The 25664-nt window shown below is 60.1% G+C and carries 25 protein-coding genes; 15 read left to right on the top strand and 10 right to left on the bottom strand.

Features of this window, described 5'->3' with window-relative positions; translation table 11 throughout:
• Nucleotides 1-177 precede the first annotated feature (177 nt).
• From AC06G8_RS20050 to AC06G8_RS20040, 3 genes are read right to left on the bottom strand one after another with little or no spacing between them, the layout of a single operon-like run.
• Nucleotides 178-798: a ferric reductase-like transmembrane domain-containing protein gene (locus tag AC06G8_RS20050; RefSeq protein WP_480283687.1), complete on the bottom strand. Its 621-nt coding sequence runs from the start codon at nucleotides 796-798 to the stop codon at nucleotides 178-180.
• Nucleotides 795-1844, bottom strand: a complete 1050-nt coding sequence (locus AC06G8_RS20045; RefSeq protein WP_480283686.1) for an FAD:protein FMN transferase — start codon at nucleotides 1842-1844, stop codon at nucleotides 795-797. The genes AC06G8_RS20050 and AC06G8_RS20045 overlap by 4 nt, the downstream gene beginning before the upstream one ends.
• A 2-nt stretch (nucleotides 1845-1846) precedes the next feature.
• The gene (locus AC06G8_RS20040) at nucleotides 1847-2200 is read right to left on the bottom strand and encodes a hypothetical protein (protein WP_480283685.1); all 354 of its coding nucleotides are present in this window, start codon (nucleotides 2198-2200) and stop codon (nucleotides 1847-1849) included.
• Between the two features lie 318 nt (nucleotides 2201-2518).
• Between AC06G8_RS20040 and AC06G8_RS20035 the strand changes: the two genes are divergently transcribed.
• The 3 genes from AC06G8_RS20035 (at nucleotide 2519) to AC06G8_RS20025 (ending at nucleotide 6061) form a co-directional block, all read left to right on the top strand.
• Nucleotides 2519-4459: an ABC-F family ATP-binding cassette domain-containing protein gene (locus AC06G8_RS20035; RefSeq protein ID WP_480283684.1), complete on the top strand. Its 1941-nt coding sequence runs from the start codon at nucleotides 2519-2521 to the stop codon at nucleotides 4457-4459.
• A 6-nt stretch (nucleotides 4460-4465) separates the two neighbouring features.
• Nucleotides 4466-5116: a fumarylacetoacetate hydrolase family protein gene (locus AC06G8_RS20030; RefSeq protein WP_480283683.1), complete on the top strand. Its 651-nt coding sequence runs from the start codon at nucleotides 4466-4468 to the stop codon at nucleotides 5114-5116.
• Nucleotides 5117-5470: 354 nt separating this feature from the next.
• Nucleotides 5471-6061: a ribonuclease H-like YkuK family protein gene (locus tag AC06G8_RS20025; RefSeq protein ID WP_076357921.1), complete on the top strand. Its 591-nt coding sequence runs from the start codon at nucleotides 5471-5473 to the stop codon at nucleotides 6059-6061.
• A 281-nt stretch (nucleotides 6062-6342) separates the two neighbouring features.
• Here AC06G8_RS20025 and AC06G8_RS20020 read toward each other — a convergent pair whose 3' ends face one another.
• The 3 genes from AC06G8_RS20020 to AC06G8_RS20010 form a co-directional block, all read right to left on the bottom strand.
• Complete coding sequence (locus AC06G8_RS20020; protein WP_480283682.1) at nucleotides 6343-6804, bottom strand: Dps family protein; 462 nt, start codon at nucleotides 6802-6804, stop codon at nucleotides 6343-6345.
• Between the two features lie 157 nt (nucleotides 6805-6961).
• Entirely contained in the window at nucleotides 6962-8500 is a 1539-nt protein-coding gene (locus AC06G8_RS20015; protein ID WP_480283681.1) for an MDR family MFS transporter, read from the bottom strand.
• Nucleotides 8501-8687: 187 nt separating this feature from the next.
• A complete protein-coding gene (locus AC06G8_RS20010) occupies nucleotides 8688-8837 on the bottom strand; it encodes a YjbQ family protein (protein ID WP_447662821.1) in 150 nt (49 codons plus the stop codon).
• Nucleotides 8838-9068: 231 nt separating this feature from the next.
• Between AC06G8_RS20010 and galU the strand changes: the two genes are divergently transcribed.
• The 4 genes from galU (at nucleotide 9069) to htpG (ending at nucleotide 14772) form a co-directional block, all read left to right on the top strand.
• Entirely contained in the window at nucleotides 9069-9944 is an 876-nt protein-coding gene (galU, locus tag AC06G8_RS20005; protein WP_083436264.1) for a UTP--glucose-1-phosphate uridylyltransferase GalU, read from the top strand.
• A gap of 161 nt (nucleotides 9945-10105) precedes the next feature.
• Entirely contained in the window at nucleotides 10106-11503 is a 1398-nt protein-coding gene (locus tag AC06G8_RS20000; protein WP_480283680.1) for a hypothetical protein, read from the top strand.
• 31 nt (nucleotides 11504-11534) lie between these two features.
• Nucleotides 11535-12680, top strand: coding sequence for a S1C family serine protease (locus AC06G8_RS19995; RefSeq protein WP_480283679.1), 1146 nt, complete (start codon nucleotides 11535-11537; stop codon nucleotides 12678-12680).
• A 211-nt stretch (nucleotides 12681-12891) separates the two neighbouring features.
• Nucleotides 12892-14772, top strand: a complete 1881-nt coding sequence (htpG, locus tag AC06G8_RS19990; protein WP_480283678.1) for a molecular chaperone HtpG — start codon at nucleotides 12892-12894, stop codon at nucleotides 14770-14772.
• A gap of 186 nt (nucleotides 14773-14958) precedes the next feature.
• On the opposite strand, the gene AC06G8_RS19985 is transcribed toward htpG, so the two are convergent.
• Nucleotides 14959-16071 carry a hypothetical protein gene (locus AC06G8_RS19985; protein WP_480283677.1) on the bottom strand — a complete coding sequence of 371 codons (1113 nt, stop codon included), beginning with the start codon at nucleotides 16069-16071 and terminating at the stop codon, nucleotides 14959-14961.
• A gap of 224 nt (nucleotides 16072-16295) precedes the next feature.
• On the bottom strand, nucleotides 16296-16910 hold the full coding sequence (locus AC06G8_RS19980) for a superoxide dismutase (RefSeq protein WP_447662816.1): 615 nt from the start codon (nucleotides 16908-16910) through the stop codon (nucleotides 16296-16298).
• 462 nt (nucleotides 16911-17372) lie between these two features.
• Between AC06G8_RS19980 and AC06G8_RS19975 the strand changes: the two genes are divergently transcribed.
• The 7 genes from AC06G8_RS19975 to folE all read left to right on the top strand — a co-directional run bounded on the left by AC06G8_RS19975 (nucleotide 17373) and on the right by folE (nucleotide 21865).
• Nucleotides 17373-17795 (top strand): GNAT family N-acetyltransferase, encoded by a 423-nt coding sequence (locus AC06G8_RS19975; RefSeq protein WP_447662815.1) that lies wholly within the window; start codon nucleotides 17373-17375, stop codon nucleotides 17793-17795.
• Nucleotides 17796-17936: 141 nt separating this feature from the next.
• On the top strand, nucleotides 17937-18506 hold the full coding sequence (locus tag AC06G8_RS19970; RefSeq protein ID WP_447662814.1) for a DUF402 domain-containing protein: 570 nt from the start codon (nucleotides 17937-17939) through the stop codon (nucleotides 18504-18506).
• The gene (lepB, locus tag AC06G8_RS19965; protein ID WP_480283676.1) at nucleotides 18503-19135 is read left to right on the top strand and encodes a signal peptidase I; all 633 of its coding nucleotides are present in this window, start codon (nucleotides 18503-18505) and stop codon (nucleotides 19133-19135) included. The genes AC06G8_RS19970 and lepB overlap by 4 nt, the downstream gene beginning before the upstream one ends.
• Before the next feature lie 49 nt (nucleotides 19136-19184).
• The gene (gene rnhA / locus AC06G8_RS19960) at nucleotides 19185-19637 is read left to right on the top strand and encodes a ribonuclease HI (RefSeq protein ID WP_480283675.1); all 453 of its coding nucleotides are present in this window, start codon (nucleotides 19185-19187) and stop codon (nucleotides 19635-19637) included.
• A gap of 37 nt (nucleotides 19638-19674) precedes the next feature.
• A complete protein-coding gene (queG, locus tag AC06G8_RS19955; RefSeq protein WP_480283674.1) occupies nucleotides 19675-20871 on the top strand; it encodes a tRNA epoxyqueuosine(34) reductase QueG in 1197 nt (398 codons plus the stop codon).
• A gap of 95 nt (nucleotides 20872-20966) precedes the next feature.
• Nucleotides 20967-21236: a YneF family protein gene (locus tag AC06G8_RS19950; protein ID WP_021881158.1), complete on the top strand. Its 270-nt coding sequence runs from the start codon at nucleotides 20967-20969 to the stop codon at nucleotides 21234-21236.
• 35 nt (nucleotides 21237-21271) lie between these two features.
• Nucleotides 21272-21865 carry a GTP cyclohydrolase I FolE gene (folE, locus tag AC06G8_RS19945; RefSeq protein WP_480283673.1) on the top strand — a complete coding sequence of 198 codons (594 nt, stop codon included), beginning with the start codon at nucleotides 21272-21274 and terminating at the stop codon, nucleotides 21863-21865.
• Between the two features lie 190 nt (nucleotides 21866-22055).
• On the opposite strand, the gene AC06G8_RS19940 is transcribed toward folE, so the two are convergent.
• Entirely contained in the window at nucleotides 22056-23258 is a 1203-nt protein-coding gene (locus AC06G8_RS19940; RefSeq protein ID WP_480283672.1) for a Fe-Mn family superoxide dismutase, read from the bottom strand.
• A 138-nt stretch (nucleotides 23259-23396) separates the two neighbouring features.
• Nucleotides 23397-24419, bottom strand: coding sequence for an alpha/beta hydrolase (locus tag AC06G8_RS19935; RefSeq protein WP_480283671.1), 1023 nt, complete (start codon nucleotides 24417-24419; stop codon nucleotides 23397-23399).
• Nucleotides 24420-24865: 446 nt separating this feature from the next.
• Here AC06G8_RS19935 and AC06G8_RS19930 point away from each other — a divergent pair, with 446 nt between their 5' ends.
• Complete coding sequence (locus AC06G8_RS19930; RefSeq protein WP_447662808.1) at nucleotides 24866-25633, top strand: IclR family transcriptional regulator; 768 nt, start codon at nucleotides 24866-24868, stop codon at nucleotides 25631-25633.
• Nucleotides 25634-25664: the final 31 nt, after the last annotated feature.

Here is a 25664-nt window from a genome sequence, read left to right as displayed (position 1 = left end):
CCTTCTTGCGCGGCGCTCAGCGCCTGCCGATGCGGATATGGGAGGCGAGCGTGCGGATGAAGCCGAAGATATGGAAGAGATTGCGTACGGGTAGTTTCACAGCCGAAGTGAATGGACAGGAATAACGGAAAAATGTGCAGCCGAAACTGTTGCCGCAGTCCGGCTGCTGAAACTTCCTCAGCTTGCATCGGAGTCGCGTGAAGCTTGATGTCGGCGGCTTCCATCCGGCCTGAGCGGACCGGGAAGGACTTCCGCACGGGCTCCGGGCTTGCGGGGGATGAGGCGTCCGCAGAACAGGAGAAGCGTCGCTCCCCCGGTCACGGCGTACATCCCTTGAACGACGCCAAGCGAGCTGTCCGTTCCGGCCAGCAGTCCATGCAGCAGGGCGGCGGCGAACATAGGATACGCGAGCATATGGATCGCGAGCCATAGAGGCCGCTTGAGGCGAGGGCGCAGATCCGTCGTGAGGATGAGGAGCAGCATGCCGTACAGGGCGATGCTTCCGATGCCGTACAGAACAGGATGGTCATGCGCAGTGAACGGAATGAGCAGCTCTCCCCAGGTGAACGGCGTGTACGTATCAATGACGAGCACGGCGGCATGGAGCAGGGCGATCGCCGTGCCGGCGACCGTCAGCCGGCTGTGCCAGCGGTAGACCGAGATTTTCGACGCTCCCTTCAAAAAGGGATAGCCGTACAAGATGCCCAGCGACATGCCTCCGAACAGGGCGAGGTAAGCCGTGATGCCGGCGATTCTCGTCAGCTGCCAAGTCGGCCATTCCACCATCCATTGGATCATATCGTCGCCTCCTGGATTGCCAGTGTGCCGGGCTCCCAGACGAAGCGTCCGGGATTCCGGGAAGGGATCAGGATCAGCTGGCGCTTATCCGTGATGACGGCGGCCTCGCAGCCGGGAGCGCCGAGCTTCATCCGGGCCGTGCCTTCTTCCAATCCGCAGATGCAGAAGGTTTTGGCCCAGGCTTCGCATTCGGCCGCCTCCGCTCCGGCGACAGTCGCCTGGACGATGCCGCTGGCCGCGCTGCGCCCGGTAAGGGGATCGATGAGATGATGAAGGCCGGATTCGTCTTCCCCCCAGCGCCGCTTCAAGGTCGAGGAGGTTGCTGCGGCTCCGTGCTTCAGCGACAGGCGCGCCGCATCCCTGCCGGTGTCCCAGGGATCCTCGATGGCGATCGTAGAGAAAGGGGCGTCCTTGTCTTCCTGCCATACGCTGAGGTCTCCTCCGGCGTTGACGATGCCGGCGGGAAAGCCGTGCCGCCGGCGCAGCCAGCCGGCGAGCCGGTCGGCGGCCCAGCCTTTGACGATGCCGCCGAGATCGAGCTCGCAGCCGGGTGCGAGCCGAACCGCGCCCATGCGTCCGTCCAGCTCGAACGGCTCGGCGTCGGCAATAGCTGCGGCATGACGGCCCGTATCCGGGTGGATTCCCGCTTGCCCGGAGGCTTTGGCAGATTCGAAGGCTTCCGCTTTCGCGAAGGCTTCGGTGAAGGTGTCAGCATGCTCGAAGGAGCGGCGATAGCCCTCCCGCTGCAGTTGGCGGAGCAGGCCGGGGTGGAAGGCGCCGCCCGTCTGCCGGTTGCATTCGAGCGCCAGTGACAGCACCTCCTCCATCATCGGCGATACGAACTGCCAGGAGCCGGCAGTCCGGTTGAGGGCGCTGAGCTCGCTGCCGGGCAAAAAACGGCTGAACCTCGCCTCGACATCGCGGAACCAGCGGCCGACCAGCGCATGATAGGACGGCGTATCGGGAGTCCGTTCGTCAGGCCAGCGGAGAATGGCCGATATGTCCGTGTTCATCGCTCTCAACGTGATTCGGGATTCGGCCGGCATGGTCATGACCCTCCGGAGCGGGAGCCCATGCCCCCGCCGCTGTCGGATTGGCTCCAGCCGCCGCCTGCCGCTCCATCGGACGGGAAGGAGCCGCCTCTCATGCCATGCCTGCCCGCGGGCCTTCCGGCTGATCCATCGGCAGAGCCGCTGCCGTCCGGGCTTCCCGATTGCCAATCCTCCATGAGCTTGTCCGGATTGGCGAAGGTGGAATCCGAACCGCCGGATGTCGTTCCCCCGGACAGGATCTTTTCCTGAAAAGCCGAGCTGTTATGCACGGTACTGAACAAAACGAACAGGGCTGCCGCTCCGCCGGCGCCGATTTGCCACTTTCTCCATTTGCCGATTCGCCGCTTCATCGAATCCACCTCGCTTCAAGGATTACGTCTTACGTCTTATCCTACTTTGTCAAAATGAACAGAAAATGAAGATAGAGCTGACATGGAAATGATTTTTTCTAAACAAGCGCGGGTTCGGCAAAGGCGTAGGGAGAGGGCTTCGCCGCGCAGCTTCCTTACAGGAGCCGGCCTTTGGACCGGAGGCGGCCGAGGGGAATGTACGGACCGAGCCGGCTTTTGGGCTTCCCGTCCTCCGCTTCCGGAATCGGACGGCGGCTGCGCAGCAGCCAAGTTGTGGTATGATGGAAGTACGAGAAAACAAGAAAGTCGGGGCCTGATATGCATCTGTTATCGGTAGAGCATCTTTCCAAAACCTACGGGGAGAAAAAACTGTTTGAAGACGTAAGCTTCGGAATATCCGACGGCGATAAAATCGGCATCATCGGAGTGAATGGAACAGGGAAGTCGACGTTTTTGAAGGCGATTGCGGGTATCGAGCCCGCCGACAGCGGCAGCGTCGTCATTCCGCCGCGAGTCAGCGTGCGGATGCTGCTCCAGAACTTGGAGTTCGATCCGGAGGAAACCGTGCTTGAGCATGTGCTCAGCGGGGATTCGCCGCAGCTGCGGGCCGTGCGTGACTACGCGGCGGCGCTGGAGGCTCTTGAGCGCAGCAGCTCGGATGCGGCGCTGCAGGAACGCCTGCTCCGGGCCAACGCGGCCATGGACGAGCAGGATGCTTGGCAGCTGGAAAGCGATGCCCGCACGGCTCTCTCCAAGCTCGGCATAACGAGCTACGAGGCGAAGCTCGGCACGCTGTCCGGAGGCCAGCGCAAGCGGGTGGCGATGGCCGCCGCGCTGCTGTCGCCATCCGACGTGCTCATTCTGGACGAGCCTACCAACCATATCGACAACGAGTCTGTCGCGTGGCTGGAAAGCATGCTGCAAAAGCGGCGCGGCGCGCTGCTCATGGTGACGCATGACCGCTACTTCCTTGATCGGGTCAGCAACCGCGTCGTCGAGCTGGACCAGGGCCGGGCTTTCTTCTATACGGCCAACTACAGCCGGTTCCTGGAGCTGAAGCTGGAGCGCGAGGAGCGGGAGGCGGCGAGCGAGTCCAAGCGCCAGAATCTGCTGCGCAACGAGCTCGCCTGGATCCGCCGCGGCGCCAAGGCGCGCTCGACGAAGCAGAAGGCGCGGATCGAGCGCTTCGAGGCGCTCAAGGAGGCGGGGCCGGGCAAGGCTTCCGGCAAGCTGGACTTGTCCGTCGCATCCTCCAGGCTGGGGCGCAAGATCATCGAGCTGGAGGACGTGAGCAAAGGTTATGGAGACCGGTCGCTGATCAAAAGCTTCAGCTACATCGCCGTGCCGGAAGACAGAGTCGGCATCATCGGGCGCAACGGCAGCGGCAAGTCGACGCTGCTGAAGCTGATCGCCGGCCGGATGGAGCCGGACAGCGGACAGGTCGTGCTCGGCCCGACCGTCAAGCTCGGTTATTTCTCGCAGGAGCATGAGGAAATGGACGAGTCGATGCGCGTCATCGAATACATCCGCGAGCAGGCGGAGCAGGTCCGCACCGGCGACGGCACGACGATCAGCGCCGGGCAGCTGCTGGAGCGGTTCCTGTTCCCTCCGGCGATGCAATGGTCGCCGATCTCCAAGCTGTCGGGCGGGGAGAAGCGCCGCCTGCAGCTGCTGCGCATCCTGAGCGGCGCTCCGAACGTGCTGCTGCTCGACGAGCCGACCAACGATCTCGATATCGCGACGCTCGGCGTGCTCGAGGATTACCTCGACGACTTCCCCGGCGTCGTGCTGGTCGTCTCCCATGACCGGTACTTCCTGGATCGGACGGTGGACCGGATCTTCGCGTTCGAGGACGGCGCCATCACCGAGCATACCGGCAATTATTCGGATTACGAGGAGCAGGCGCAGAAGAAGGGAAGTCCCCAGGACGCGTCCACCAAGCCGGCTGCTCCATCTCCGTCCGCCGCCCAGGCGGGAGGGATGGCCGAAGCTCCGCGCAAGGAATCCAAGCTGCGCATGTCTTACCAGGAGCAGAAGGATTTCGAGGCGATCGACGGCCGCATCGCGGAGGCGGAATCCGAGCTGGAGCGTGTCCAAGAGGATATGGGCGTCTCGGGAAGCGATTCGGTTCGCCTGCAGGAACTCATGGCCCGCCAGGAGAGCCTGGAGGCGAAGCTGGAGGAATTGATGGAGCGCTGGACCTATCTGAACGAGCTTGCGGAACAAATCGAAGCCCAAAAAGCGAAGAACAGGAGCTGACCTTGCATGAGTGCCTATGAAGACTACAGCCTGGAGTCCGTACGCAACATCTATTGCATCGGCCGCAACTACCGGCTGCATGCCCTTGAGCTCGGCAACGAAGTGCCGAAATCCCCGATGGTGTTCACCAAGCCGACCCATTCGCTGATCCCGATGGACGGAAGCGCCGTCGAACTGCCAGGCGGAGAAGGCGAGGTGCATTTCGAGCTGGAGATCGTGCTTCGCGCGGGACGCGACTGGGAGCCGGGAGTCGGAGCCGACGAGCTGTTCGACGCGATGGCGCTCGGCCTCGACCTGACGCTGCGCGACGTGCAGAGCAGGCTCAAGGAGAAAGGCCATCCATGGCTCGCCGCCAAAGGCTTCCGGAACTCGGCCCCGATCGGCCCGTGGCAGCCTTATCCGGGCATGGCCGGCTTGGAGGCCGCCGACTTCGCCTTGCTGCGCGGCACCGAGGTCGCCCAGCTGGGCAACGCCCGGGATATGATCTTCAAGCCGGATGTGCTCGCGGAGCATATCGGCAGCCGTTACGGCCTGCGCCGGGGAGACATCATCTTCACCGGCACGCCGGCCGGCGTCGCCGCGCTTCGGGACGGCGAGGAGCTGAGCGCCCTCTGGAACGGGGAGAAGGTCGCTTCCTCCCTTATTTCCCTCGTTTGACGGCATGCATCGAACAGCCGCATCCTGCCCTCGTTTCGGCGAGGCTTGGATGCGGCCGTTTTTTTATCCGATGCAGCGGTCTGTCGAACGCAGCGAGCAAGGGGGAGCCGGCTTGGCCTCGACAGGAAACAATGGGAGGCCGGGAACGGCGCCTATTCCAGCCGGCTCCCGCGATTGGACAGCCCTCTACTATGGTTGAGATTGCCGGCGTCGGCTCGCCGAGCAGCACTGCAGGCCGGACGACGCCTTGCCGCAACGCCGGACGGAGGAGCGCCTGCTGCTCGGGCCGGTTCATAGGCGCCGCTATCCAAGCATAAGCTGACGGTAAGACAGCGAGGGCGGGTGAGAGCAAGCGTGACGAAGTCCAAGAGACAGCCGGAATCCCATGATTGCCGCAACAGGCTTCGATTTCACAACGTCAAGGAGCAGCATCTGACCTTGGGCGAGGTCGCCGAGCGGATGATGTCTTTCATAAGGGAGGATCCGCGGGCAGCGTATCATTTTGCCATCGGAACGGACTCCCAGGTTCATCCTAGCCACACCAAATTCATTACGGGCCTCGTTCTGAGACGGGTGGGCAAAGGAGCCTGGGCGTGCTACAGGCCCTTCGTGCTGAACAGAGAGCTGGCCTCGATCCGCGAGAAGCTGGCCTTCGAGACTTCTCTCTCCCAGGAGATGGCCGCTTATCTGGAGGAGCATCGAATCGTGCCCGGGATGGAAGATCTGATTCTGCCTTACGTATACCAGGGAGCCGAGCTCCGGACGTTCATCGATATCGATGCGGGGACGGAGCCTTGCCTCAATCCGACCCATCTGTACGTCCAGGAGATGATCGCCCGCGTGGAGACGATCGGCAGCTATGTGCCCCGCGTCAAGCCGGAGGCTTACTGCGCTTCGAGCTATGCGAACCGCTACACCAAGCGGCCGGCAAGGATCGTCATGTGAAGCAGGAGTATGGAGAGCAGAAGGGAAATGAACTCAAGGAAGCATGGAAAGACAATCAGGCAGAAAAGCTCGAAAAGGTCCGGAAGCCATCTGGAGATGGCTGCGCGAACCTTTTTTTGCTGATTTCAACTTGATTTACCGCTTTGGCTGCGGCGAACGCCTGCTTTTTCATACTGGCGACAGGCATGGCAGCTTTTGCGCTAATTCGGCTTCGAAGGCATCCGGCACCCAATGCCGCGCTAATTCGGCTTCGAAGGCACCCATCATTTCATCGGCCGCGTTTATTCGGCTGCGAAGGCATCCAGCATCCAGACATGCTTCTCCAGCGACGTATGGATGGCCAGCAGCATATCGGCCGTCGTTTCGTCCTGGTGGCTTTGAGCGGCGGCCATTCCTTCCTTGAGCTCGCCGATCATGCTCCTGAAGTCGGCCGAGACCGACCGGACCATAGCGATGGCGGATTCGCTGCCGGCCGCTTCCTGGACGGTAGCCGTCTCCAAATAAGCCTTCATGCTGGCCAGCGGCTTGCCTCCGACCGCCAGCAGACGCTCCGCGAGCTCGTCGACATGAATGGCGGCCTCTTCGTAGAGAGCCTGGAACTTCTCGTGCAGGGTGAAAAATTGGGGGCCTTTCACATACCAGTGGTATTGGTGAAGCTTCACATACAAGATGCTCCAATTGGCCAGTTGGAGATTGAGGACTTGAGCAACGGACGGGACGGCTGCAGCGGATGTGGCGGTCATGCAGATCAGCTCCTTATTTATAATAATTATTATCTAGTATTAAATATAATGAATTCGCGATCGACTGTCAAGGACTGCTCCCAAAGGAGGCCGAAATAAAAAAAGGCCCCTTCTCAGGGACCCTTTTGGCTGGCTGGGAAACGCGGCCGCGCCGGGGCTACTCCGTGCGGAGCTCTTGCTTGGCCTCAGGCTTGCGGGTCATCGTCATGCGGGTGCCCGGCATGAGCAGGACCATGACGACGGCGGCTACGGCCGGGATAAGCGCCCACAGGAAGGTGTGGGAGATGGAAGTCGCGAGCGCGGCTTCGATTTTGTTCAGCACCTCGGCCGGGATTTCCTTGCGGCCTTCAGGCGTAAGGAACTGCTGGTTGCCGCCGCCTCCGCCGCCGATCGGCGCCTTGCCTCCGAACGCGGTTTCCAGGCGCGAGGTGAAGATGTTGCGCTGAATGATGCCGAAGATCGTAATGCCGAGCGTCATGCCGAGGGAGCGCATGAACGTCGTCGTAGCGGTAGCCGCCCCGCGCTGGCGCATGTCGAAGCCGTCGATGGCGGCCATGTTCAGCACGGAGAAGGAGTAGCCGACGCCGAAGCCGAGCAGGATCATCTCCAGCGTCACGACGAAGCGGGCGGTATCCGGGCTGATGAAGCCGAGAGAGACGACACCGGCCAGGAAGAACACCGCCGATATCATCATGATGGAGCGGAAGCTCAGCTTGGTGGTCAGGAAGCCGCCGACCTGGCTGCCGACGACGGAGCCGATCATCATCGGCATGAGCAGCAGGCCGGAGTTGGTCGCCGAGCCGCCGTACACCCCTTGGATGAAGATCGGAATATAGATCGTGGCGATGATGAAAGTCGAGCCGTAGAACAAGGAAGTCAGCACGCTGCTGGCAAACAGCCGCTTGCGGAACATTTTGAACGAGATGATCGGCTCGGCGACTTTCGTTTCCGTATACAGGAACACCGCCAGCAGCACGACGAATCCGGCGAACAGGCCGAGAATCATGCCGGAATCCCAAGCGTATTTCTGGCCTCCCAGCTCCAAGGCGAACATGAGGCAGACGATGGCTCCGACGAGAGTGAACGCGCCAACCCAGTCGATGCGCTGCTTGGAATGGGAGAGGGATTCCTTGTAATAGGTCCCGATGAAGATCAGAGCGAGAATGCCGAGCGGGATATTGATGTAGAACACCCACTCCCAGCCGATATGATCGGTGATGACCGCGCCGAGCAGCGGTCCGAAAATGCTCGAGATGCCGAATACGGCTCCGAACAGTCCGGACATCTTGCCGCGCTTCTCCGGAGGGAAAAGATCGAATACGATCGTGAACGCGATCGGCATGAGTGCTCCGCCGCCGATGCCCTGGATGGCCCGGTACACGCTCAGCTGGGTAATGCTGCCCGCCGTGCCGCACAGCGCGGAGCCGAGCAGGAACACGATGATGCCGAAAATGAAGAACCGCTTGCGGCCGTACATGTCCGACAGCTTGCCGAAAATCGGCGTGCCTGCCATGAGGGCGATCATATAAGCGGATGTCACCCATACGAACTGGTCGTACCCGCCGAGATCATCGACGATCCGCCCCATGGCGGTAGCGACGATCGTGTTGTCCATGGCTGACATCAGAATAGCCAGCATGAGGCCGGCTACGACGAATCGGGTCTGGCGCGAGCCTGTCTCCGACATGGAATTCATTCCTTCTTTCTCCTGCAAATTAAGATCCTTTCTTATTATATTCAAATTTGAGTATAAGGCAACGGATTTGTTTTAGGGCTGAATCATTCCGGAGAAAGCCGGATAGGATGGATTCTTCGCGCGGCGGTCGAATTGGCAGAACCACGGGACAGATTGCGTCCTGCCGGACGAGGACATCGGGGTTGCGTCAGGATCGGCTATGGCTGGAATAGTTATTCCCGCCGTCGTATGGAATGGTTATTCCCGCCGTCGTATGGATACAGTATACAAATGCCTGTCCTTCAAGGATGCGGGCCTGCTTCACATGCAGCAGAATCGTCTCTGCCATGCCGCTCATCAAGCTTTCGCCTGCAGATGCTTAAATTATCGGTTATGATCATGCAGAACGCCTCCTTGCATATACCTGAATGGTGTCCCTTGGCGGCTCTCTCATACGTCCGCTGGCGCCTTCCGACAAGAATTGGTAAACTGGAAGCAACGGAATTGAATCTGAACGATTGTTTACATATCGCATTTTCTTGGCCGGTTCCGGCCATGTTCCTATCATGACGAAGGAGTTGGACCCTACTTGACTCATATCCGCAAAGCAATCATACCTGCAGGAGGTCTTGGAACCCGTTTCCTGCCCGCAACGAAAGCCCAGCCAAAGGAAATGATGCCGCTCATCGACAAGCCGGCCATTCAATATATCGTGGAAGAAGCCGCCGCATCCGGCATCGAGAGCATCATGATCGTCAGCGGCCGCAGCAAGCGTGCGATCGAAGACCACTTCGACAAATCGGTCGAGCTGGAGAACGAGCTGGAAGCAAGAGGCGACGAGGAGACGCTGAAGGTCGTCCGCAGCATTTCCAAGCTGGCCGACATCGTCTACGTCCGCCAGCGGGAGCCGCTTGGCCTCGGCCATGCAGTGCTCTGCGCCCGCAGCTTCATCGGCAACGAGCCTTTTGCGGTGCTGCTGGGAGACGACATTCTGCGCTCGCCGCAGCCATGCCTGGGCGAGATGATGAACTTCTACCGGGAAACCGGATCTTCGGTCGTCTCGGTCATGGAAGTTCCATGGGATCAGACCCACAAATACGGCATCGCGGATCTGGAAGGGGAAGGCATGTTTCCCCGCATCCGGAACCTGGTAGAAAAGCCGGCTCCCGGCGAAGCGCCTTCCAATTGGGCTGTCGTCGGGCGTTACGTGCTCGACCCTGCTGTATTCCGCCTGCTCGAAAGAGCTGAGCCGGGCAAGAACGGCGAGATCCAGCTGACGGACAGCTTGCAGAAGCTGAATTCCGTGCTGCCGATGCATGCCTTTAAGTTCCAGGGACGCCGGCATGACGTCGGTGATAAGCTGGGATTCGTACAGGCAACGATCGACATGGCGCTGGAACGCGAGGATTTGTCTCAGGCAGTACGTGATTATATGAGAAGCAAGCTGGAGACGGAGTTATTGTAGGCTTGCGCTAGCAGGGCAGTCATCCGAATCATGAACCGTCCGGGGCACAGGAATTTGTCTGGGCGGTTTTTTGGTTTTCGATTGCTTTTACGGTACTTCATCCGTTAGTAATAGATAGAGAAACCGATAGGAACAGGTTGACATGGTGGAGGCTTGGGAAGATGAGCAGGGAAACCAGTAAAGGAGAGCGCGGCCGAGTAGTGCGGACGGCATGTCCTTATTGCGGTTTTGCGACGATGGACGACGAAGCTTCGTTCTGCAGCCGCTGCGGCAAGCCGCTCCATACTGCGGCCATTTTGGCGCGCCGCCTCGAACGGGCGGAATGGCTGGAAAAAATCAAGGATGTCGGCGCAGGTGCAAGCGCACAGCCTCTTCAGGACCGCGAAGCCCAGGAAATATGGAATCGCATGTCGCGCGATGGCGAGTCCGGCCGCAAGGCGGACGGAGGAAGCGGGCGGGCTGAGCGGGCTCTGGGCGAACGTCCTGATATCTCTGCGGAGGGCGTACCGGCGGCAGGCTGCTTCCGGATATGGATGCTGCCGGCTGCTGCTATGCTGATCAGCTGTCTGGCCGTGCTTGTCGTCTTCGTCCATGACGGGAAGGTCAACGCCAAGGTGCGTTCCTGGCATGTACAGGCGGAAAAAGAAGCGAAGGCCGGGCAGTACCGGAACGCCGAGGAGCTGCTGAAGCTCGCTGCGGCTTCCCGGCCCGGCAATCCCGGCATTGCCAAGGATATCGACATCGTCCGTCAGGCCGCCAAGCTCGACGATGATATCAAGGCGGCGGGGCTGCTGCTCGACCAGGGCAGCCTGGAGAAGGCGGAAAGCGGGCTGCGCCAAGCGCAGGCGACGCTGAGCAGCCGACACGAAGAGCTGTTCGATCCGATCCGCGACAAGCTGGCAGGAGCGGGGGCAAGGCTGGCCGTGCAGCAAGTATCGAGCGAGCTGGACGGTCTGGGAACGATCCGGGAAATGGCGGAGAGGCTCCAGAGGCTGCGCGGACTCCAGGCTCCCGGGGCGCCTGAGCTGCGTCAGCGCATTTTGGACAGCATGGTCGAAATGGGCATCAACCAGGCGCTGCAGCTGCTGAGGAAGAAGGACTTCTCTGCCGCCCGCGCCGCTGTGGACGAGACAATCAGCCATGCGGGAAACACGTCGAAGCTTCAAGATATGTCTGCCCGGATCGACAAAGAGAAGGAAGAATACGAGGAGCAGGAGCGCAAGCGCCTGAATGCGGCCATGCAGATGGCCAATCTGGAGCAGCGGCAAAATCAGACGGATGCATTCGACATCGTCGAGCTGAACGTTTCCATAGGCGAGGAAGGCAGCTCCGTCATTACCGGCCGGCTGAAGAGCAAGGCGACCCGAAGCATCCGCGCCATCCGGCTCTTCTATGTCCTGAAGGATTCGGAAGGGGTGCAGATCGGCTCCGGCACGATATCCGTTTCGAGCGGCGGGGTCATCGAGCCGGGAGGAAGCGCCGCCTTCACCGAGAAGAACGCTTCGGTCAAGAGCGAGGCGTCCGTTGCGATTACTAGCGCGACTTGGTATATCGATTAATTGTCGCGTGGATAAGAAAGGAGGGACCGCCATGAGGCTGAGCAAGTCCCTTGCGGCCGCTGCGGCAGCAGCCGTGCTGCTTGCGGGAGCGGGGACGGCCTGGGCGCTGCACGGGTACATTCCCCGCCAGATGGGCATGGAGCCGCTGCTCGCGGTTTCGCCGCCGGAGGGAACGGCTGCAGGCAACGCAGCCGCGCTGAAGGACATTATTTTCCGCATCCAGAAAAAAACCGTCACCATCCAGAGCGAAAGCGGACTTGGATCGGGATTTCTGTACAACGCCAAGGGAGATATAATCACCAACGCCCACGTCGTGGCGGGATCGAGAACGGTGAGAGTCACGACTTCCGATGCCCGTGAACTGACGGGAGAGGTGATCGGCATCGGCACGGATACCGATATTGCCGTCGTGCGCGTGCCCGATCTGGAGGGAACGGAGCCGCTGCGCCTGGAGCGCAGCGGGCGGGTGGAAGTCGGGGATGCCATCATTGCCGTCGGCAGCCCGCTCGGATTGCAGAATACCGTGACTCCGGGCATCATCAGCGGGCTTGGACGCACGTTCTCGATGAAGCCGTACACCTACCGGAACATGGTTCAGATCTCGGCCGCGATCGCTCCCGGCAACAGCGGCGGGCCGCTCATCGACCAGCGGACGGGAATGGTGCTCGGCATCAACTCGGCGGAAATGCAGGACGGAGAAATCGGCTTCAGCATCCCGATCTCCGATATCCTGTCCGCGGCCGAGGGATGGTCGCAGACTCCGATGAAGGAGCTGCCCGGCGTTCCGGGGAGCGCGACCAATGCCCTGACCGGCAAGAAATCCATTACGGACTACGCCGGTTATCTTGTGTCCCGTTTCTATGAGAGCCTCAGCAACGGCGATTACGTCTATGCGTACTCGTTGCTGGGAATCAACTGGAAGAAGCAGGATCCTTACGAGGATTTCCGTCGAGGCTACCTGCCGACCAAAAATGTCGTCATCAAAAGCATCAAGGTCGACAAGGACGGGGAGCGCTCCGCGGTGGTCAAAGCCGTGATTACGGCCGAAGAGCATGGTCAGGACGGCAAGACGTCCACCCGCAGCTTCGAGGTTTCCTACGAAGTCGGATACGAGAACGATCAGCTCAAGCTGATCAGCGGCAAGGGCAAGGAGCTGGGGACCGGAGACGGGGAATAGATTTTGCGGAGCTTCTTGCCTATGGCGCAAGCGGCTGAGCTCTTGCAGGGGCAACCTATATCGGACTCTCTGTCGAGCCGGTTGAAACATCGGATCCCTCTTAGAAGCAGAGGGAATCCTTGACAAGCCAATTTGCGGAGTGGTATATAAAGTTTTAGCACTCTTCATTCCGGAGTGCTAATCTACCCGATCCAAGAGGAGAGATTTCAAAGTGGAAAAAAAGCAGTTCCAAGCTGAATCCAAACGTCTTTTGGAAATGATGATCAATTCCATCTATACCCAAAAGGAAATTTTTCTTCGCGAGCTGATCTCCAACAGCAGTGACGCCATCGATAAAATCTACTATAAAGCGCTGACGGACGAGAAGCTGACGTTCAATCCGGACAGCTATTTCATCCAAATCATACCCGACCAGGCTGCGCGCACCCTGACGATTCGGGACACCGGCATCGGCATGAACCGCGAGGAGCTCGAGAGCCATCTCGGCATTATCGCGAAGAGCGGCTCCCTCGCCTTCAAGCAGGAAAACGAAGCCAAGGACGGCCGCGACATCATCGGGCAGTTCGGCGTCGGTTTCTACTCCGCCTTCATGGTCGCCGACCGCGTGACGGTCATCACGAAGCCGCTGGATGGACAAGAGGCGTGGAAATGGGTTTCCGAAGGTGCGGAAGGCTACACGATCGAGAGCGCGCACAAGGATTCGGTCGGCACCGAGATCATTTTGGAGATCAAGCCGAATACCGAGGATGACAACTACGACGAGTATTTGAACGATTACCGGCTCAAGGCGCTGATCAAGAAATACTCCGATTTCATCCGCTATCCGATTCGGATGGAGGTTTCCTCCAGCCGTCTCAAGGAAGGCAGCGAGGATGAGTTCGAGACGTACACGGAAGAGCAGCAGGTCAACAGCATGGTTCCGATCTGGCGCAAGAACAAGAGCGAGCTGACGGCCGAGGACTACGAGGCGTTCTACCACGAGAAGCATTACGGCTTCGACAAGCCGCTCAAGCATGTGCATGTGAGCGCCGACGGCGCGGTCGTCTATCAGGCGATCCTGTACATTCCGGAGACGATCCCGTTCGATTATTACACCAAGGAGTTCGAGAAGGGTCTGGAGCTGTATTCCAGCGGCGTGCTGATCATGAACAAATGCGCCGACCTGCTTCCCGACTACTTCAGCTTCGTCAAGGGCATGGTGGACTCCGAGAGCCTCTCGCTCAACATCTCCCGCGAGATGCTGCAGCATGACCGCCAGCTGAAGCTGATCGCCAAGAACATTGAATCCAAGATCAAGAGCGCTCTGCAGAGCATGCTGAAGGACGAGCGCGAGAAGTACGAGCAGTTCTTCAAGTCGTTCGGCCGCCAGCTGAAATTCGGCGTCTACAGCGACTACGGCATGCATAAGGACGCGCTGCAGGATCTGCTGCTGTTCACGTCCTCCAAGGACAAGGCGCTTGTTACCTTGGCTGAATACGTATCCCGCATGCCTGAGGACCAGAAGTATATCTACTACGCTTCCGGCGAATCGGCCGAGCGCATCGAGAAGCTCCCGCAGACCGAGCTCGTGCTCGACAAGGGCTTCGAGATCCTGTATTTCACCGACGACATCGACGAGTTCGCTGTGAAGATGCTTGCCGGCTACAAGGAGAAGGAATTCCGCTCCGTCTCCAGCGGCGATCTCGGCATCGAGGAGGACGAGAAGACGGCTGAGGACGAGAAGGCCGATGAGGAGAACAAGGCTCTCTTCGAGGAGATGAAGGCGCTTCTCGGCGACAAGGTCAGCGGCGTGCGGGCTTCCAGACGCCTGCGCAAGCATCCGGTCTGCTTCGCCACGGATGGCGAAGTGACGATCGAGATGGAGAAGATCCTGAAGGCGATGCCTAACAGCGGCGACGTCAAAGCCCAGAAGGTGCTGGAGCTGAACGTCGGCCACGATGTCTTCCGCTCGCTGAAGGAAGCCTATGAGAGCGACAAGAGCAAGCTGGGCTTGTTCACGTCTCTGCTCTACAATCAGGCGATGCTGATCGAGGGCTTGCCGATCGAGGATCCGGTGGAGTTCACGAACCAGATCTGCCAGGTCATGGTGTAAATCCACAAAAGGCAGCCCCCAAAGTCATTGACTTGGGGGCTGCCCTCTTTTTTTGGATTTACGATGATCCTTAAGCAAGAAGGATGTGTGAAACGTACTCGCGTTTATCCCTCTATGGCATGCTTGCCGCTCGCTGCAGAAAGCCGCTTCCATTAATCAGATGCGAGCCATGAAAGAGCCGGCTGTTCAGGTTCCGATGTGGATAAGATCGATGCCGATGACATCTTTCTGGTGAACGGGGAATGTAAGGAGAGTATGCGGTATCTGCCGTCCGTTCAGACGAAGGGTATACTGGACGTTGTCGCCGATGCGGATATCGTCCGAAATGTCGTTGCGAACGCCGCCGACGGATTGCACGCCGCCACCGGGGGAAATTCGGACGACACCGGTGTATTCGAGAGCCTGGGCAATGCTCATCCCGTCATAATAAGGAATTTGGTAATCCTCCGTCACGTAAGAAAAGGATTCGCCGCCTTCAATACGGACGGTAACCGGCGCAGGCATGTTGGGCGTTCCTGTAGGACTGGTGCCGGGGGCACCGGGTCCTGTAAAAGGTACAGGGAAGCCTGGTCCGCCGGGGAAGCCGCCGCCGGGAAAGCCCGGTCCGCCGGGGGAGCCCGGTCCACCGCCAGGGAAGCCTGGTCCGCCGGGGAAGCCCGGCCCGCCGGGGAAGCCGCCGCCAGGGAAGCCCGGCCCCCCGGGAAAGCCGCTGCCGGGGAAGCCCGGCCCGCCACCAGGGAAGCCCGGCCCGTCGGGAAAGCCCGGTCCGCCGCCAGGGAAGCCCGGCCCGCCGGGGAAGCCGCCGCCAGGGAAGCCCGGCCCCCCGGGAAAGCCCGGTCCGCCGGGGAAGCCCGGTCCGCCGCCAGGGAAGCCTGGTCCGCCGGGGAAGCCGCCGCCGGGGAATCCCGGCCCGCCAGGGAATCCCGGCCCGCCGGGGAAGCCGCCGCCGGGGAATCCCGGCCCCCCGGGAAAGCCCGGCCCGCCAGGGAAGCCGCCGCCGGGGAATCCCGGCCCGCCAGGGAATCCCGGCCCGCCGCCGGGGAAGCCTGGTCCGCCGGGGAAGCCGCCGCCAATCGGCGGGAAGATCCCGCGATCCGGCCCTTGAATCGGCGGGAATATCCCTGGGTCGTAACCGGAGAGAGGCGGGAAGATGCCGGGGGCCGGCTGAGCGGCCGGCACGAAATGGAACCTGCGCTGGCTTCCGCTGCAGCCGCAATCTCCTCCGGCTTGGACAGGCTGATAGGCGGGCTGATAAGCGGCCGGATAGGCTGGAGCATAGTAAGGATAGTAAGAGTTCATTCCGGACATGCAGCTCCTTTCGGACATTGCCTTGAATACACTATCCTATGCGGCATATGCCTATCCTCTTTCCGCGAATCTTGAAAAAAAAGTCCCGAACGCCTTATATGTCCGAATCCCAGCATCCTCCCGTGCCAGAGCTTAAGCGACGGGCGGAGGAAAAAGGCTATCCCGGAAAACAAAAAAAGACCGGGCCCGATAGCCCGGTCTTCCATTGAAAAAATTTATTTTACGGCTGCTTCGTAACGCTTGCCGACTTCATCCCAGTTCACGACGTTCCAGAACGCTTTGATGTAGTCAGGGCGTTTGTTTTGGTAGTTCAGGTAGTAGGCATGCTCCCATACGTCCAGGCCGAGCAAAGGCGTTTCGCCTTCGAAGATCGGGCTGTCCTGGTTTGGAAGGCTGTATACTTTCAGCTTGCCTTCTTTGTCGGCTGCGAGGAAAGCCCAGCCGCTGCCGAAGCGCGTCGTTGCTGCTTTGGCGAAGTCTTCCTTGAATTTCTCGAAACCGCCCAGCTCGCTGTCGATCGCTTCTGCCAGCTTGCCTGTAGGCGCGCCGCCGGCGTTAGGGCCGATCGTCGTCCAGAACAGGCTGTGGTTCGCATGGCCGCCGCCGTTGTTGCGTACAGCGGTGCGGATGGATTCAGGAACGCTGTTCAGGTCGGAGATAAGATCCTCAAGGGACTTACTTGCCAGTTCAGGAGCGGATTCCAGAGCGGCGTTCAGGTTGGTCACATACGTGTTGTGGTGACGGTCGTGGTGGATCTCCATCGTCATTGCATCGATATGCGGCTCCAGAGCGTCGTTGGCATACGGAAGTGCTGGAAGTTCATGTGCCATAATCAATTACCTCCTCAGATAATATGTAGCGATTCAAGTTCATTATCCCTCAATCAGCCTAATAAATCAACATTTTAGTTTCAAAAGTCGACCGTTATTCCGCTCTATCCGATGCGATAAAGAGGGAATCCCTTCGATGGCAGATCGTTCCAGCCTCCGGGAGAGGGGCGGAAGTCTTTCGGGGTGCAAAAACTGGCGGTTCCGGAGCCTGTCCAGGCCAGACGACTCCAGAGCGGCAACGCATCTTATCCTCTCACGAAAAAGCATATTTATTCCATTACCCACATGAACTTTTCCGAATCGCGATGTAAGCGCTTGTAGGATAGCGCTTACATAAGAATGTAAGCGCAATGTTAAATTTAATTAAGGTTTTTGAGCAAAATGGCTGGATTTCGTTAACTTTTGACGTATAATCAGAGTTAGCTTTTACAATGACATTGAATGTAAGGGAGACAAGCATTCATGCATCTTCGTTCTTTCCAGCTTTCAGACTACCATGCCGTGACGTCCTTGCTGCAGTCGGTGTTGTCGGAAGAGTGTTACGAGCTGACAATCGAAGCGCTCACGCGCCAGCTTTCATGGGACAGCGATCTTGTGCTCATCGCTTCGGCGGGCGACAAGATGACTGGCATCATCATCGGAACGATCGACAACAACCGAGGCTATTATTACCGTGTGGCCGTTCATCCGGATCACCGCGGCCAAGGGATCGCCAAGAACCTCATTTCCAGCCTCCGCGGCCGGTTCGAGCAGCGCAAGGTTTCCAAGATCATGGTTACGGCGGACGAGCACAATGAACCCGTGCTTCCGCTTTACAGCTCCCTGGGCTTCGAGCCTTCCGATTTCTATCATTCGTTCCAGAAGCTGAGCATCGTGGCTGGCTGAACCGAAGAACCAAGCTTTGTTTCCCGCAATCCTTCCTTTCAAAATATGGTCGTCATCCCGAGGCATATCCTTCGTCAATTGCTTTTGACGTCCGGATGTGCTTTTCTTATTAGTAAGATGTGAATGTCAGGGAGTGCGTAAGTGAACAACTATCGGCGCTGTTACATCAAAAGCTTCAAGCATGACGGCCATCTGCACCGGCAATGGCAGCGGAACTGGATCGTGCCGCAAGAGCTGCTTCTGCCGCAGCACGCCGCGGAGGGGATGCATGTGCTCCTCAACAACCAGACGCCGATCAAGGAAGCGGACGGATCCATGTGGGTCAGCCGCGTTCCAGCGGTCTCTTTTTTTATTCCGGGCAAATGGTTCAACGTCGTCGCGATGATCGAGGACTTCGGCATCCGTTATTACTGCAATCTGGCATCGCCGCCATACCTGACGGGAGATGTGCTGACCTATATCGATTACGACCTTGATGTGATCCGCACTGCGGGCGGCGATCTGGCTGTCGTGGATCGGGACGAGTACGAAAGGCATAAGGCGGAGTATCGCTATCCGCCGGTCGTCGACGCCAAAGTAAGCGAAGGGCTGCGGGAAGTTACCCATCGGATCCGCGGAGGCCAGCCTCCTTTCGAGGACGAGGTCGTAAAGGCCTATTATGAAGCCTGGCGGGCGAGCATAGCGAACGGCACGGAGGGTGAGCCGGAATGAAAGGGACGCCGAGCGGGGAGAAGGATGCGCTGCCGCTGGCGGAAGGCAGCCCGGAGGGCGTCGGCATGACCGCTGACGGGCATCCGGCCCGCGCAGGCGCAGCCTCGCATGCCAGGGAGCTGTTTCGGCTTGTCCGCACGGCCGTCCTGGCGCTGGCGGTGGTCGCCTTGCTGCAGCGATTCGTCTTCAACCTCTCGATCGTGGAAGGACAGTCCATGCAGCCGACCTTGTCGGAGGGCGATTGGCTGCTGGTCAACAAGATGGCCATGTCGATGTCTTCTCCGCAACATGGCGACGTCATGATTATCCGGGATCCGCAGCGGCCGGACGGAAGTTCCGAATATCTCGTCAAGCGCGTCATCGGACTGCCCGGCGATGTGATCGAGATCCGCGACGGCAGCTTGTACCTGAACGGGGAGAAGCTGGAGGAATCCTATGCGGGCGGAGACCGCACGGAAGGGATTTTCCCGCTTCTGACCGTCGGCAAGGGCAAGCTGTTCGTCATGGGAGACAACCGTCTGCCGCTGGCCAGCCGGGACAGCCGCGCCTTCGGGCTCGTCGACGAGGATGATGTCCGGGGCAGGGCGGAGTTCGTCCTTTGGCCGGCCGGCCATATCGACAAGCTGTAGCGGTGGAGCGTTTTGCTGAAGGATCAAGCAGAAGGAGTTGGCCCTTTATATGAAAGAAGTATCGATCTATACGGATGGAGCCTGCTCCGGCAACCCCGGTCCGGGCGGCTGGGGAGCCGTCCTGTTCTACGGGGACAAGCGCAAGGAGATATCCGGCGCGGAGCCGCATACGACGAACAACCGCATGGAGATCCAGGCGGTCATCGAAGCGCTGTCGCTGCTCAAGGTTCCTTGCAAGGCGACCGTACACAGCGACTCGGCCTATGTGGTGAACTGCTTCCAGAACAACTGGATCAAGGGCTGGCTGCGCAACGGCTGGAAGAACAGCAAGGGACAGCCGGTCGAGAACAAGGAGCTGTGGCAGCGCCTGTGGGAGCTGATGGGCATCCATGAGGTTTCCTACGTCAAGGTGAAGGGCCATAGCGACAACGAATGGAACAACCGCTGCGACGAGCTTGCCGTCGCAGCGATCAAGACGATGAGGGCGTCAGGCAAGGTGTGAGCGACGGACCGGAATCGGACGGATGAAGGAGGGGAGAATGATGGAGGAAATGATCAGGGATGCGGCCTTTTGGACCCGTCTGAAGGCGGATATGAAGGAAGCCGCTTACGGCCTCGGCATCGACGACATCGGAGTCGCTTCACCCGAGCCGTTCACCGAGCTCAAGGGACGTCTGATCCGGCACCGGGAGCTCGGGTACGAATCCGGCTTCGAGGCCAAGGACATCGATCGGCGCACCGATCCTGCCCTCCTCTTCGACGAGCCGCTGTCGATCATCGCGATCTCGGTCGGCTACCCCAGCAAGCTGCACGATCCGCCCAAGTCGGAGCCGGGGGCGAGAAGAGGAATCCTGTCGCGCTCTTCCTGGGGGGAGGATTATCACACGGTGCTGCGGAGCCGGCTCGCGCGGCTGGAGGAATGGCTGCGGGAGCGGGTGCCGGAGCTGCGGGCGGAGTCCATGGTCGATACCGGCGAGCTGTCGGACCGGGCGGTCGCAGAGCGCGCAGGGATCGGGTGGAGCGGCAAGAACAGCTTCATCATGAACCGCAAGCACGGCACGTGGATCTACCTTGCGGAGATGATCACCAACCTGCCGCTGGAGCCGGACTCCCCGATCGAGGACAGCTGCGGCAGCTGCACCAAGTGCATCGACGCTTGCCCGACGGGCGCGCTTGTCGGTCCCGGGCAGCTGAACGCGCAGCGCTGCGTGTCCTTCGTCACCCAGACCAAGGAAATGGTCTCCGACGAGCTCATGCGCAAGATCGGCAACCGGCTGTACGGCTGCGACACCTGCCAGATCGTCTGCCCCGTCAACAAAGGCATCAACGTCACGCGCCATCCGGAGTTCGAGGCAGACCCCGAGCAGGTCAAGCCCCTGCTGGAGCCGCTGCTGGACATCTCGGGCCGCGAGTACAAGGAGCGCTACGGCTCCAACTCCTCCTCCTGGCGGGGCAAAAAGCCGATCCAGCGCAACGCGGTCATCGCGCTCGGCAACTTCCGCGAGAAGGGCGCCGTGCCCGCCCTGATCAAGGTGCTGCGCGACGATCCCCGTCCGGTGCTGCGCGGCACGGCAGCCTGGTCGCTCGGCCGCATCGGCGGCGAGGCGGCGCTCCAGGCTCTGCGGGATGCGCTCGGCACGGAGGAAGATCCGGAAGCGCGGGATGTCATCGTCCGGGCAACGGCTTCAGCGGAAGCATTGGAAGCCGGGCAAGAGCCGGTATCTCCGCATTCCTGAACGGTCCGCAGCGGCTGTTTCCGGATTGCGCGCGATACCCGATAATGCTATCATGGACAAGTCTATGAACACCCATGAAGGATAGGTGAGCCAATATGGAATGGTACAACTACGTCATCCCCATCGTTACCCTTATCGTCGGAGGGGTCGGCGGATTTTTCATCGGGGTCTTCTATCTCCGCAAGCAGCTGGAGAAGATGCAGTCCGATCCGGAGATGCTGCAGAAGATGGCCAAGCAGATGGGCTACAATCTGAACGGCAAGCAGATGCAGCGCGCCCAGCAGATGATGAAGAACCAGGGCGGCGCCGGCGCCCCTCAAAACCAGAAGTTCATTCCGAACCAGCGCGGCGGCAAGCGCAAGTAAGCCCCTGCTGAAGCCAGAAGGGAAGAAACCCGCCTATGGCAGGCTTGAAGGACTATAGCAATTCCCATGTCTCCCGCAACCGGGAGCAGATCGAATATCATCTCCGCGAGATTCTGAGGCTCGTCGGAGAGGACGTGGAGCGCGAAGGGCTGCAGGATACGCCTGCCCGCGTGACGCGGATGTACGAGGAGATTTTCGCCGGCTACGAAGTCAATCCGGCGGAAGTGCTCGGCGTCACGTTCGACGAGAACCACGAGGAGCTCGTCATCGTGAAGGATATCGTGTATTACAGCCAGTGCGAGCATCATATGGCCCCGTTCTTCGGCAAGATCCATATCGGCTACCTGCCGAACGGCCACATCGTCGGCCTCAGCAAGCTGGCCCGGCTCGTTGAAGCCGTCACCCGCAAGCTGCAGGTGCAGGAGCGGATCACGGCTCAGATCGCCGACATCCTGATGGATGCGCTGGCGCCGCAGGGCGTCATGGTCGTCGTGGAGGGCGAGCATCTGTGCATGTGCTCCCGGGGCGTCAAGAAGCCGGGCAGCAAGACGATCACCTCCGGCGTGCGGGGAGAGTTCCGGACCAGCAGCGCGCTGCGTTCCGAATTCCTCTCGCTGCTGAAGCAATAGCAGCACGCAGAACCCGCTTGCCTTAGGCAAGCGGGTTTTTTGCGCGTCATCCAGCGGCATTCGAAGGCGGACATGGCTCGCTGATCAAGCTCAGCATGACGAGGGAGCTCAGGGAATCCTAGCGGAAGTCCAGGCATCGGGAGCTGACGCAAGGGGCGGGCAGTCCGCAAGCCGGGGCCACTCGCCAGGCTCAGTATGGCTCCCAGGCAATCGTCCTCGCTATTTCGAAGCGCTGGTTCACATAGGGCCAGTAGACGACGTTCCACCAGTCCTTGACGTAATCGGGACGTTTGTTCTGATGCTTCAAGTAATAGGCATGCTCCCAGACGTCCAGCGGCAGCAGGGGGATGGCGTCCCATTGGGACAGGTTCTGATGCTTCTCCGCCTGAAGGATTTCAAGCCTGCGGCTGCGGGGACTCCAGACGAGGATCGCCCAGCCGCCGCCCTCGACTTTGCCGGCAGCCTCGCTGAACTGTTTTTTGAACGCGTCGAAGCCGCCGAAATCATGGTCGATGGCATCCCCGATCGCGCCTACAGGCCGGCCGCCGCCTTGAGGCGACATGACGGTCCAGAACAGCGTGTGCAAATAGTGGCCGGCGCCGTTGAAAGCGAGCTCGCGCTCCCAGTGCTTCACCAGGTCGAAATTCCCGCTCTTCCTGGAAGCCTGAAGCTCTTTCTCCGCCTTGTTGAGATCCGTGACGTAAGCTCGATGATGCTTGTCGTGATGGATTTCCATCGTCTTCGCGTCGATGTACGGCTCCAGGGCATCATAGGCATACGGGAGCGGCGGAAGCGTATGGCCTCCGATGGGAACCTGCTTCAGCTCCCCGGCCGGATGGCCTTTGGCGTGCGGTCTGCCTGACTCGCCATCGCGGGTAGCCGAGGCTGGCTGCTCCTTCTCCGAGCCGTCGCTGGCGGAGCGGGCAGCTTCGTCGGCGCGGCTGCGGGCTTGGCTGTAAGCCTCGGCCTTCCCAAGGCAGTAGCTGGATTCCCGCAGCGCATGGTCGACGGCGGAGCGCCCAACCTGATCTCGAGCCAATGCGGGGCTCGCTTGCAGCATTTGCGCCAGCTGCTCGATAAAGGTTTTGCTCTGGAGCGCGGATGCCTCCAGCAAGCCTGCGGTGCGCTGGTCGATCATGGCCAGAGAGTGCTCGGCCTCCTCGCTTCTCTGACCGCCTCCGTCTATTCGAGCCTCTTCTCCCAGAAGCTCCTCGGCCTGCTGCCCGGTCAGCCGGAACAGAGGCTCCCACTGCTGCAGCAATCCCTTGTAAGCCGGCTCCAGGCCGGGAGAGACGAGCCGGATAAGCTCCGCGTGGCTTTGTTCCTGCATCTTCCATTGCTTGATATCCTCCAGCAGCTTAAGCTGCCTGGCGCTTCGGTCCGCTTCCGCCATATGTGGCCGCCCCCTCGAGCATGTAGTTTTCATCCTCTTCTAGATGTATTCGGGCTCGGGGACAGCTATGTTCGGGCTTGAAGCCCAAAAAAACCGGACCCACGGGGGTCCGGCCACAAGCTTGGGATGTTCATGAGGTCAGGCGGTCATGCCTTCGTTCTCGAGCGACTGGTTGACCTGGCTGAGAAACAAGGCGACGCGCTGGATATATTCCTTGGGATGCTCGCGGAACAGCATCTCGTGATAGCCGCCGTTCACGATCCATTCCCGCGACAGCGGATTCGTCTGCCGGCTCGCGATCGTTTCGGCCGATTGATAGGAGGCTTTGACATCCATCGTTCCGTGGATCATATAGATGGGAATATCATAATCGGTGCTCATGACCTTCTCGGCGGGAATCTTGTTGAAATCCACCCCTGTCCAGAGCGGCAGGAGAGCCTCGATCAGAGGCAGCGAAGGAAAGCGGGGGAGATCGATGATCTGCCGGACGTTCTCGAACAGCGTGTCGGGGCTCGGCACGAACGTGCTGTCGAGGATCATGGCGTCGATATCCTTCGTTTGCAGCGCGGCCTGCAGCGCGGTTCCGGCTCCCATGCTGAAGCCCCAGACGACGACCTCGCCGGAGCCGTGGCTGCGGGCGTAATTCACGGCGCCGAGCAGCTGCTGGGACTCCTCCCAGCCTCCCGTTGCCGGGGCGCGGTATTGCTTGGAGGCATAGCCGTAATCGAACATCAGCACGTTATAATGAAGCCTGTGGAGCAGGCTCGCCAAATCATACATAGGCACCCAGGTTTCTTCGCGGTTCGCTCCGTAGCCGTGGCTGAGGATGACGGTCCGATCGGATGCTTCCTTGACGGAATGGCCGGACCCGGCGGGGATATACCAGCCGCTGACCGTCGTACGGCCGCTCTGGCTGGGAAAAGTGATGTCGTTGTAGCTCAGCTGCTTGGCTTCCATGGGATTGGAATAGACCGGAGCCACATAAGGATAAGCGACCATCCAGGCGATGTAGCCGTGGAAAGCGGCAGCCGCGAGCAGGACGAGCGCGGCCAGGGCGGACACGGAAGCGATCAGCGCGTTGCGGCGCGTATCCCGGCGGGGAGCGACGGATGACCGGTTTCCCTCGAGGTTAAGCGGCGTCGACAGGGCGGTGCTGCTCATATCGTCTTCCCCTCCCTTGCAATGTAAGCGGTATAGATCTGATGTACTACTACTTTATGTGTCTTTGGTCCGGGCTGTCAATTGATATTGGTGAATTGTTAAGCTCTTGTAATCTGCTTGTAAAACAATGCATGCAGCGGCAGAGGACAGGGGAAGAAGAGCCTGTTTCTTTACGGAATTCGGGAATGCGGTTATACTAGAAGAATCTCGGTTTCATTGTATGAAACCTTACAGGCCTGAAAAACATAGAACGTACGGGAAATGCTTCTCTATAATGATAACGGTTCTCAGTCGATATCAACAGCTCGCTTGCAAGGCCGGCTGACTGATGTACAAACCATTCTGCCCGAGGTTTCGGGTTCGGAGTGAACCGATAAGCAGCATCCCGGCAACAGAAGCGGGGAATGAAGAGGCATCGCATCCGGTGCCGGAAGGAGATGAAGAGCGTGGAGCCAAGAGGAGCCCGTGCGGATGAAGGCAAGTCGAATGTGCGAGCTGTCGAACGCGCGCTGGATATATTGCTGTGCTTCACGACCGAAAGCGATCTGCCGATGACGGAGATCGCGGAGCGCGTCGGCCTCCATAAGAGCACCGTCCACCGAATGCTGGCGACGCTGGAGGACAAGGGCTTCCTGGAGCGCGACCGCAGCTCGGAGAGGTACCGGCTCGGGATGAAGATCTGGGAGCTCGCCGCGCATATATCGCGCTCCGGCGATCCCGCTGCGATCTGCCTGCCGGAGATGGAACGGCTTCGCGACACGATCGGCGAGACGGTAAGCCTGTATGTGCAGGACGGACGGGAGCGGATCCGCATCCAGGCCGTCCAAAGCAACCAGGCGATCCGCAGAGTCGCGCCGGTCGGCCTCAGGCTGCCGCTCTATGTGGGAGCTTCGAGCAAAGTGCTGATCGCCTTTGCGGAGCCGTCCTTGGCCGATCGGCTCATGTCCGACGAGGCGATGCCTCCGGGCCTCGATCCGGCTGCGTTCCGCGAGCAGCTGGAGGAAATCCGCCGCATGGGCTACGCGACGAGCCAAGAGGAGCGGGAGCCGGGCGCCGCCGCTGTGTCGGCTCCGGTCTTCGACCGGTCCGGCCGGCTGGCGGCCGCGTTGTCCGTCTCGGGACCTTCGGCCCGATTCACCCCGGAGATCATCCGGGAACAATCCGCTCTCATCATCCAGTCGGCTCAGCGCATGGGCGCCATGCTGTCCGTCTGATCGGATTGAGCAGGGTCCGCTTTCCAGCAGC

The sequence above is a fragment of the Paenibacillus sp. SJS-P3 genome (assembly GCF_056711585.1).
Note: the sequence above shows the minus strand (reverse complement) of the source record. Positions and strands in the feature narration are given on the sequence as shown.

What these genes read in the sequence shown, in the direction of transcription:
- AC06G8_RS19985 (WP_480283677.1), bottom strand. Translation starts at nt 16,071, where the DNA reads ATGAACTCTTACTATCCTTACTATGCTCCAGCCTATCCGGCCGCTTAT.
- AC06G8_RS19950 (WP_021881158.1), top strand. Translation starts at nt 20,967, where the DNA reads ATGGAATGGTACAACTACGTCATCCCCATCGTTACCCTTATCGTCGGA.
- rnhA (WP_480283675.1), top strand. Translation starts at nt 19,185, where the DNA reads ATGAAAGAAGTATCGATCTATACGGATGGAGCCTGCTCCGGCAACCCC.
- AC06G8_RS20030 (WP_480283683.1), top strand. Translation starts at nt 4,466, where the DNA reads ATGAGTGCCTATGAAGACTACAGCCTGGAGTCCGTACGCAACATCTAT.
- AC06G8_RS19940 (WP_480283672.1), bottom strand. Translation starts at nt 23,258, where the DNA reads ATGGCGGAAGCGGACCGAAGCGCCAGGCAGCTTAAGCTGCTGGAGGAT.
- queG (WP_480283674.1), top strand. Translation starts at nt 19,675, where the DNA reads ATGATGGAGGAAATGATCAGGGATGCGGCCTTTTGGACCCGTCTGAAG.
- AC06G8_RS19995 (WP_480283679.1), top strand. Translation starts at nt 11,535, where the DNA reads ATGAGGCTGAGCAAGTCCCTTGCGGCCGCTGCGGCAGCAGCCGTGCTG.
- AC06G8_RS20015 (WP_480283681.1), bottom strand. Translation starts at nt 8,500, where the DNA reads ATGAATTCCATGTCGGAGACAGGCTCGCGCCAGACCCGATTCGTCGTA.
- AC06G8_RS20040 (WP_480283685.1), bottom strand. Translation starts at nt 2,200, where the DNA reads ATGAAGCGGCGAATCGGCAAATGGAGAAAGTGGCAAATCGGCGCCGGC.
- folE (WP_480283673.1), top strand. Translation starts at nt 21,272, where the DNA reads ATGGCAGGCTTGAAGGACTATAGCAATTCCCATGTCTCCCGCAACCGG.
- AC06G8_RS20010 (WP_447662821.1), bottom strand. Translation starts at nt 8,837, where the DNA reads ATGAGCGGCATGGCAGAGACGATTCTGCTGCATGTGAAGCAGGCCCGC.
- AC06G8_RS19975 (WP_447662815.1), top strand. Translation starts at nt 17,373, where the DNA reads ATGCATCTTCGTTCTTTCCAGCTTTCAGACTACCATGCCGTGACGTCC.
- AC06G8_RS19980 (WP_447662816.1), bottom strand. Translation starts at nt 16,910, where the DNA reads ATGGCACATGAACTTCCAGCACTTCCGTATGCCAACGACGCTCTGGAG.
- lepB (WP_480283676.1), top strand. Translation starts at nt 18,503, where the DNA reads ATGAAAGGGACGCCGAGCGGGGAGAAGGATGCGCTGCCGCTGGCGGAA.
- AC06G8_RS20000 (WP_480283680.1), top strand. Translation starts at nt 10,106, where the DNA reads ATGAGCAGGGAAACCAGTAAAGGAGAGCGCGGCCGAGTAGTGCGGACG.
- AC06G8_RS19935 (WP_480283671.1), bottom strand. Translation starts at nt 24,419, where the DNA reads ATGAGCAGCACCGCCCTGTCGACGCCGCTTAACCTCGAGGGAAACCGG.
- AC06G8_RS20020 (WP_480283682.1), bottom strand. Translation starts at nt 6,804, where the DNA reads ATGACCGCCACATCCGCTGCAGCCGTCCCGTCCGTTGCTCAAGTCCTC.
- AC06G8_RS20035 (WP_480283684.1), top strand. Translation starts at nt 2,519, where the DNA reads ATGCATCTGTTATCGGTAGAGCATCTTTCCAAAACCTACGGGGAGAAA.
- AC06G8_RS20050 (WP_480283687.1), bottom strand. Translation starts at nt 798, where the DNA reads ATGATCCAATGGATGGTGGAATGGCCGACTTGGCAGCTGACGAGAATC.
- AC06G8_RS20045 (WP_480283686.1), bottom strand. Translation starts at nt 1,844, where the DNA reads ATGCCGGCCGAATCCCGAATCACGTTGAGAGCGATGAACACGGACATA.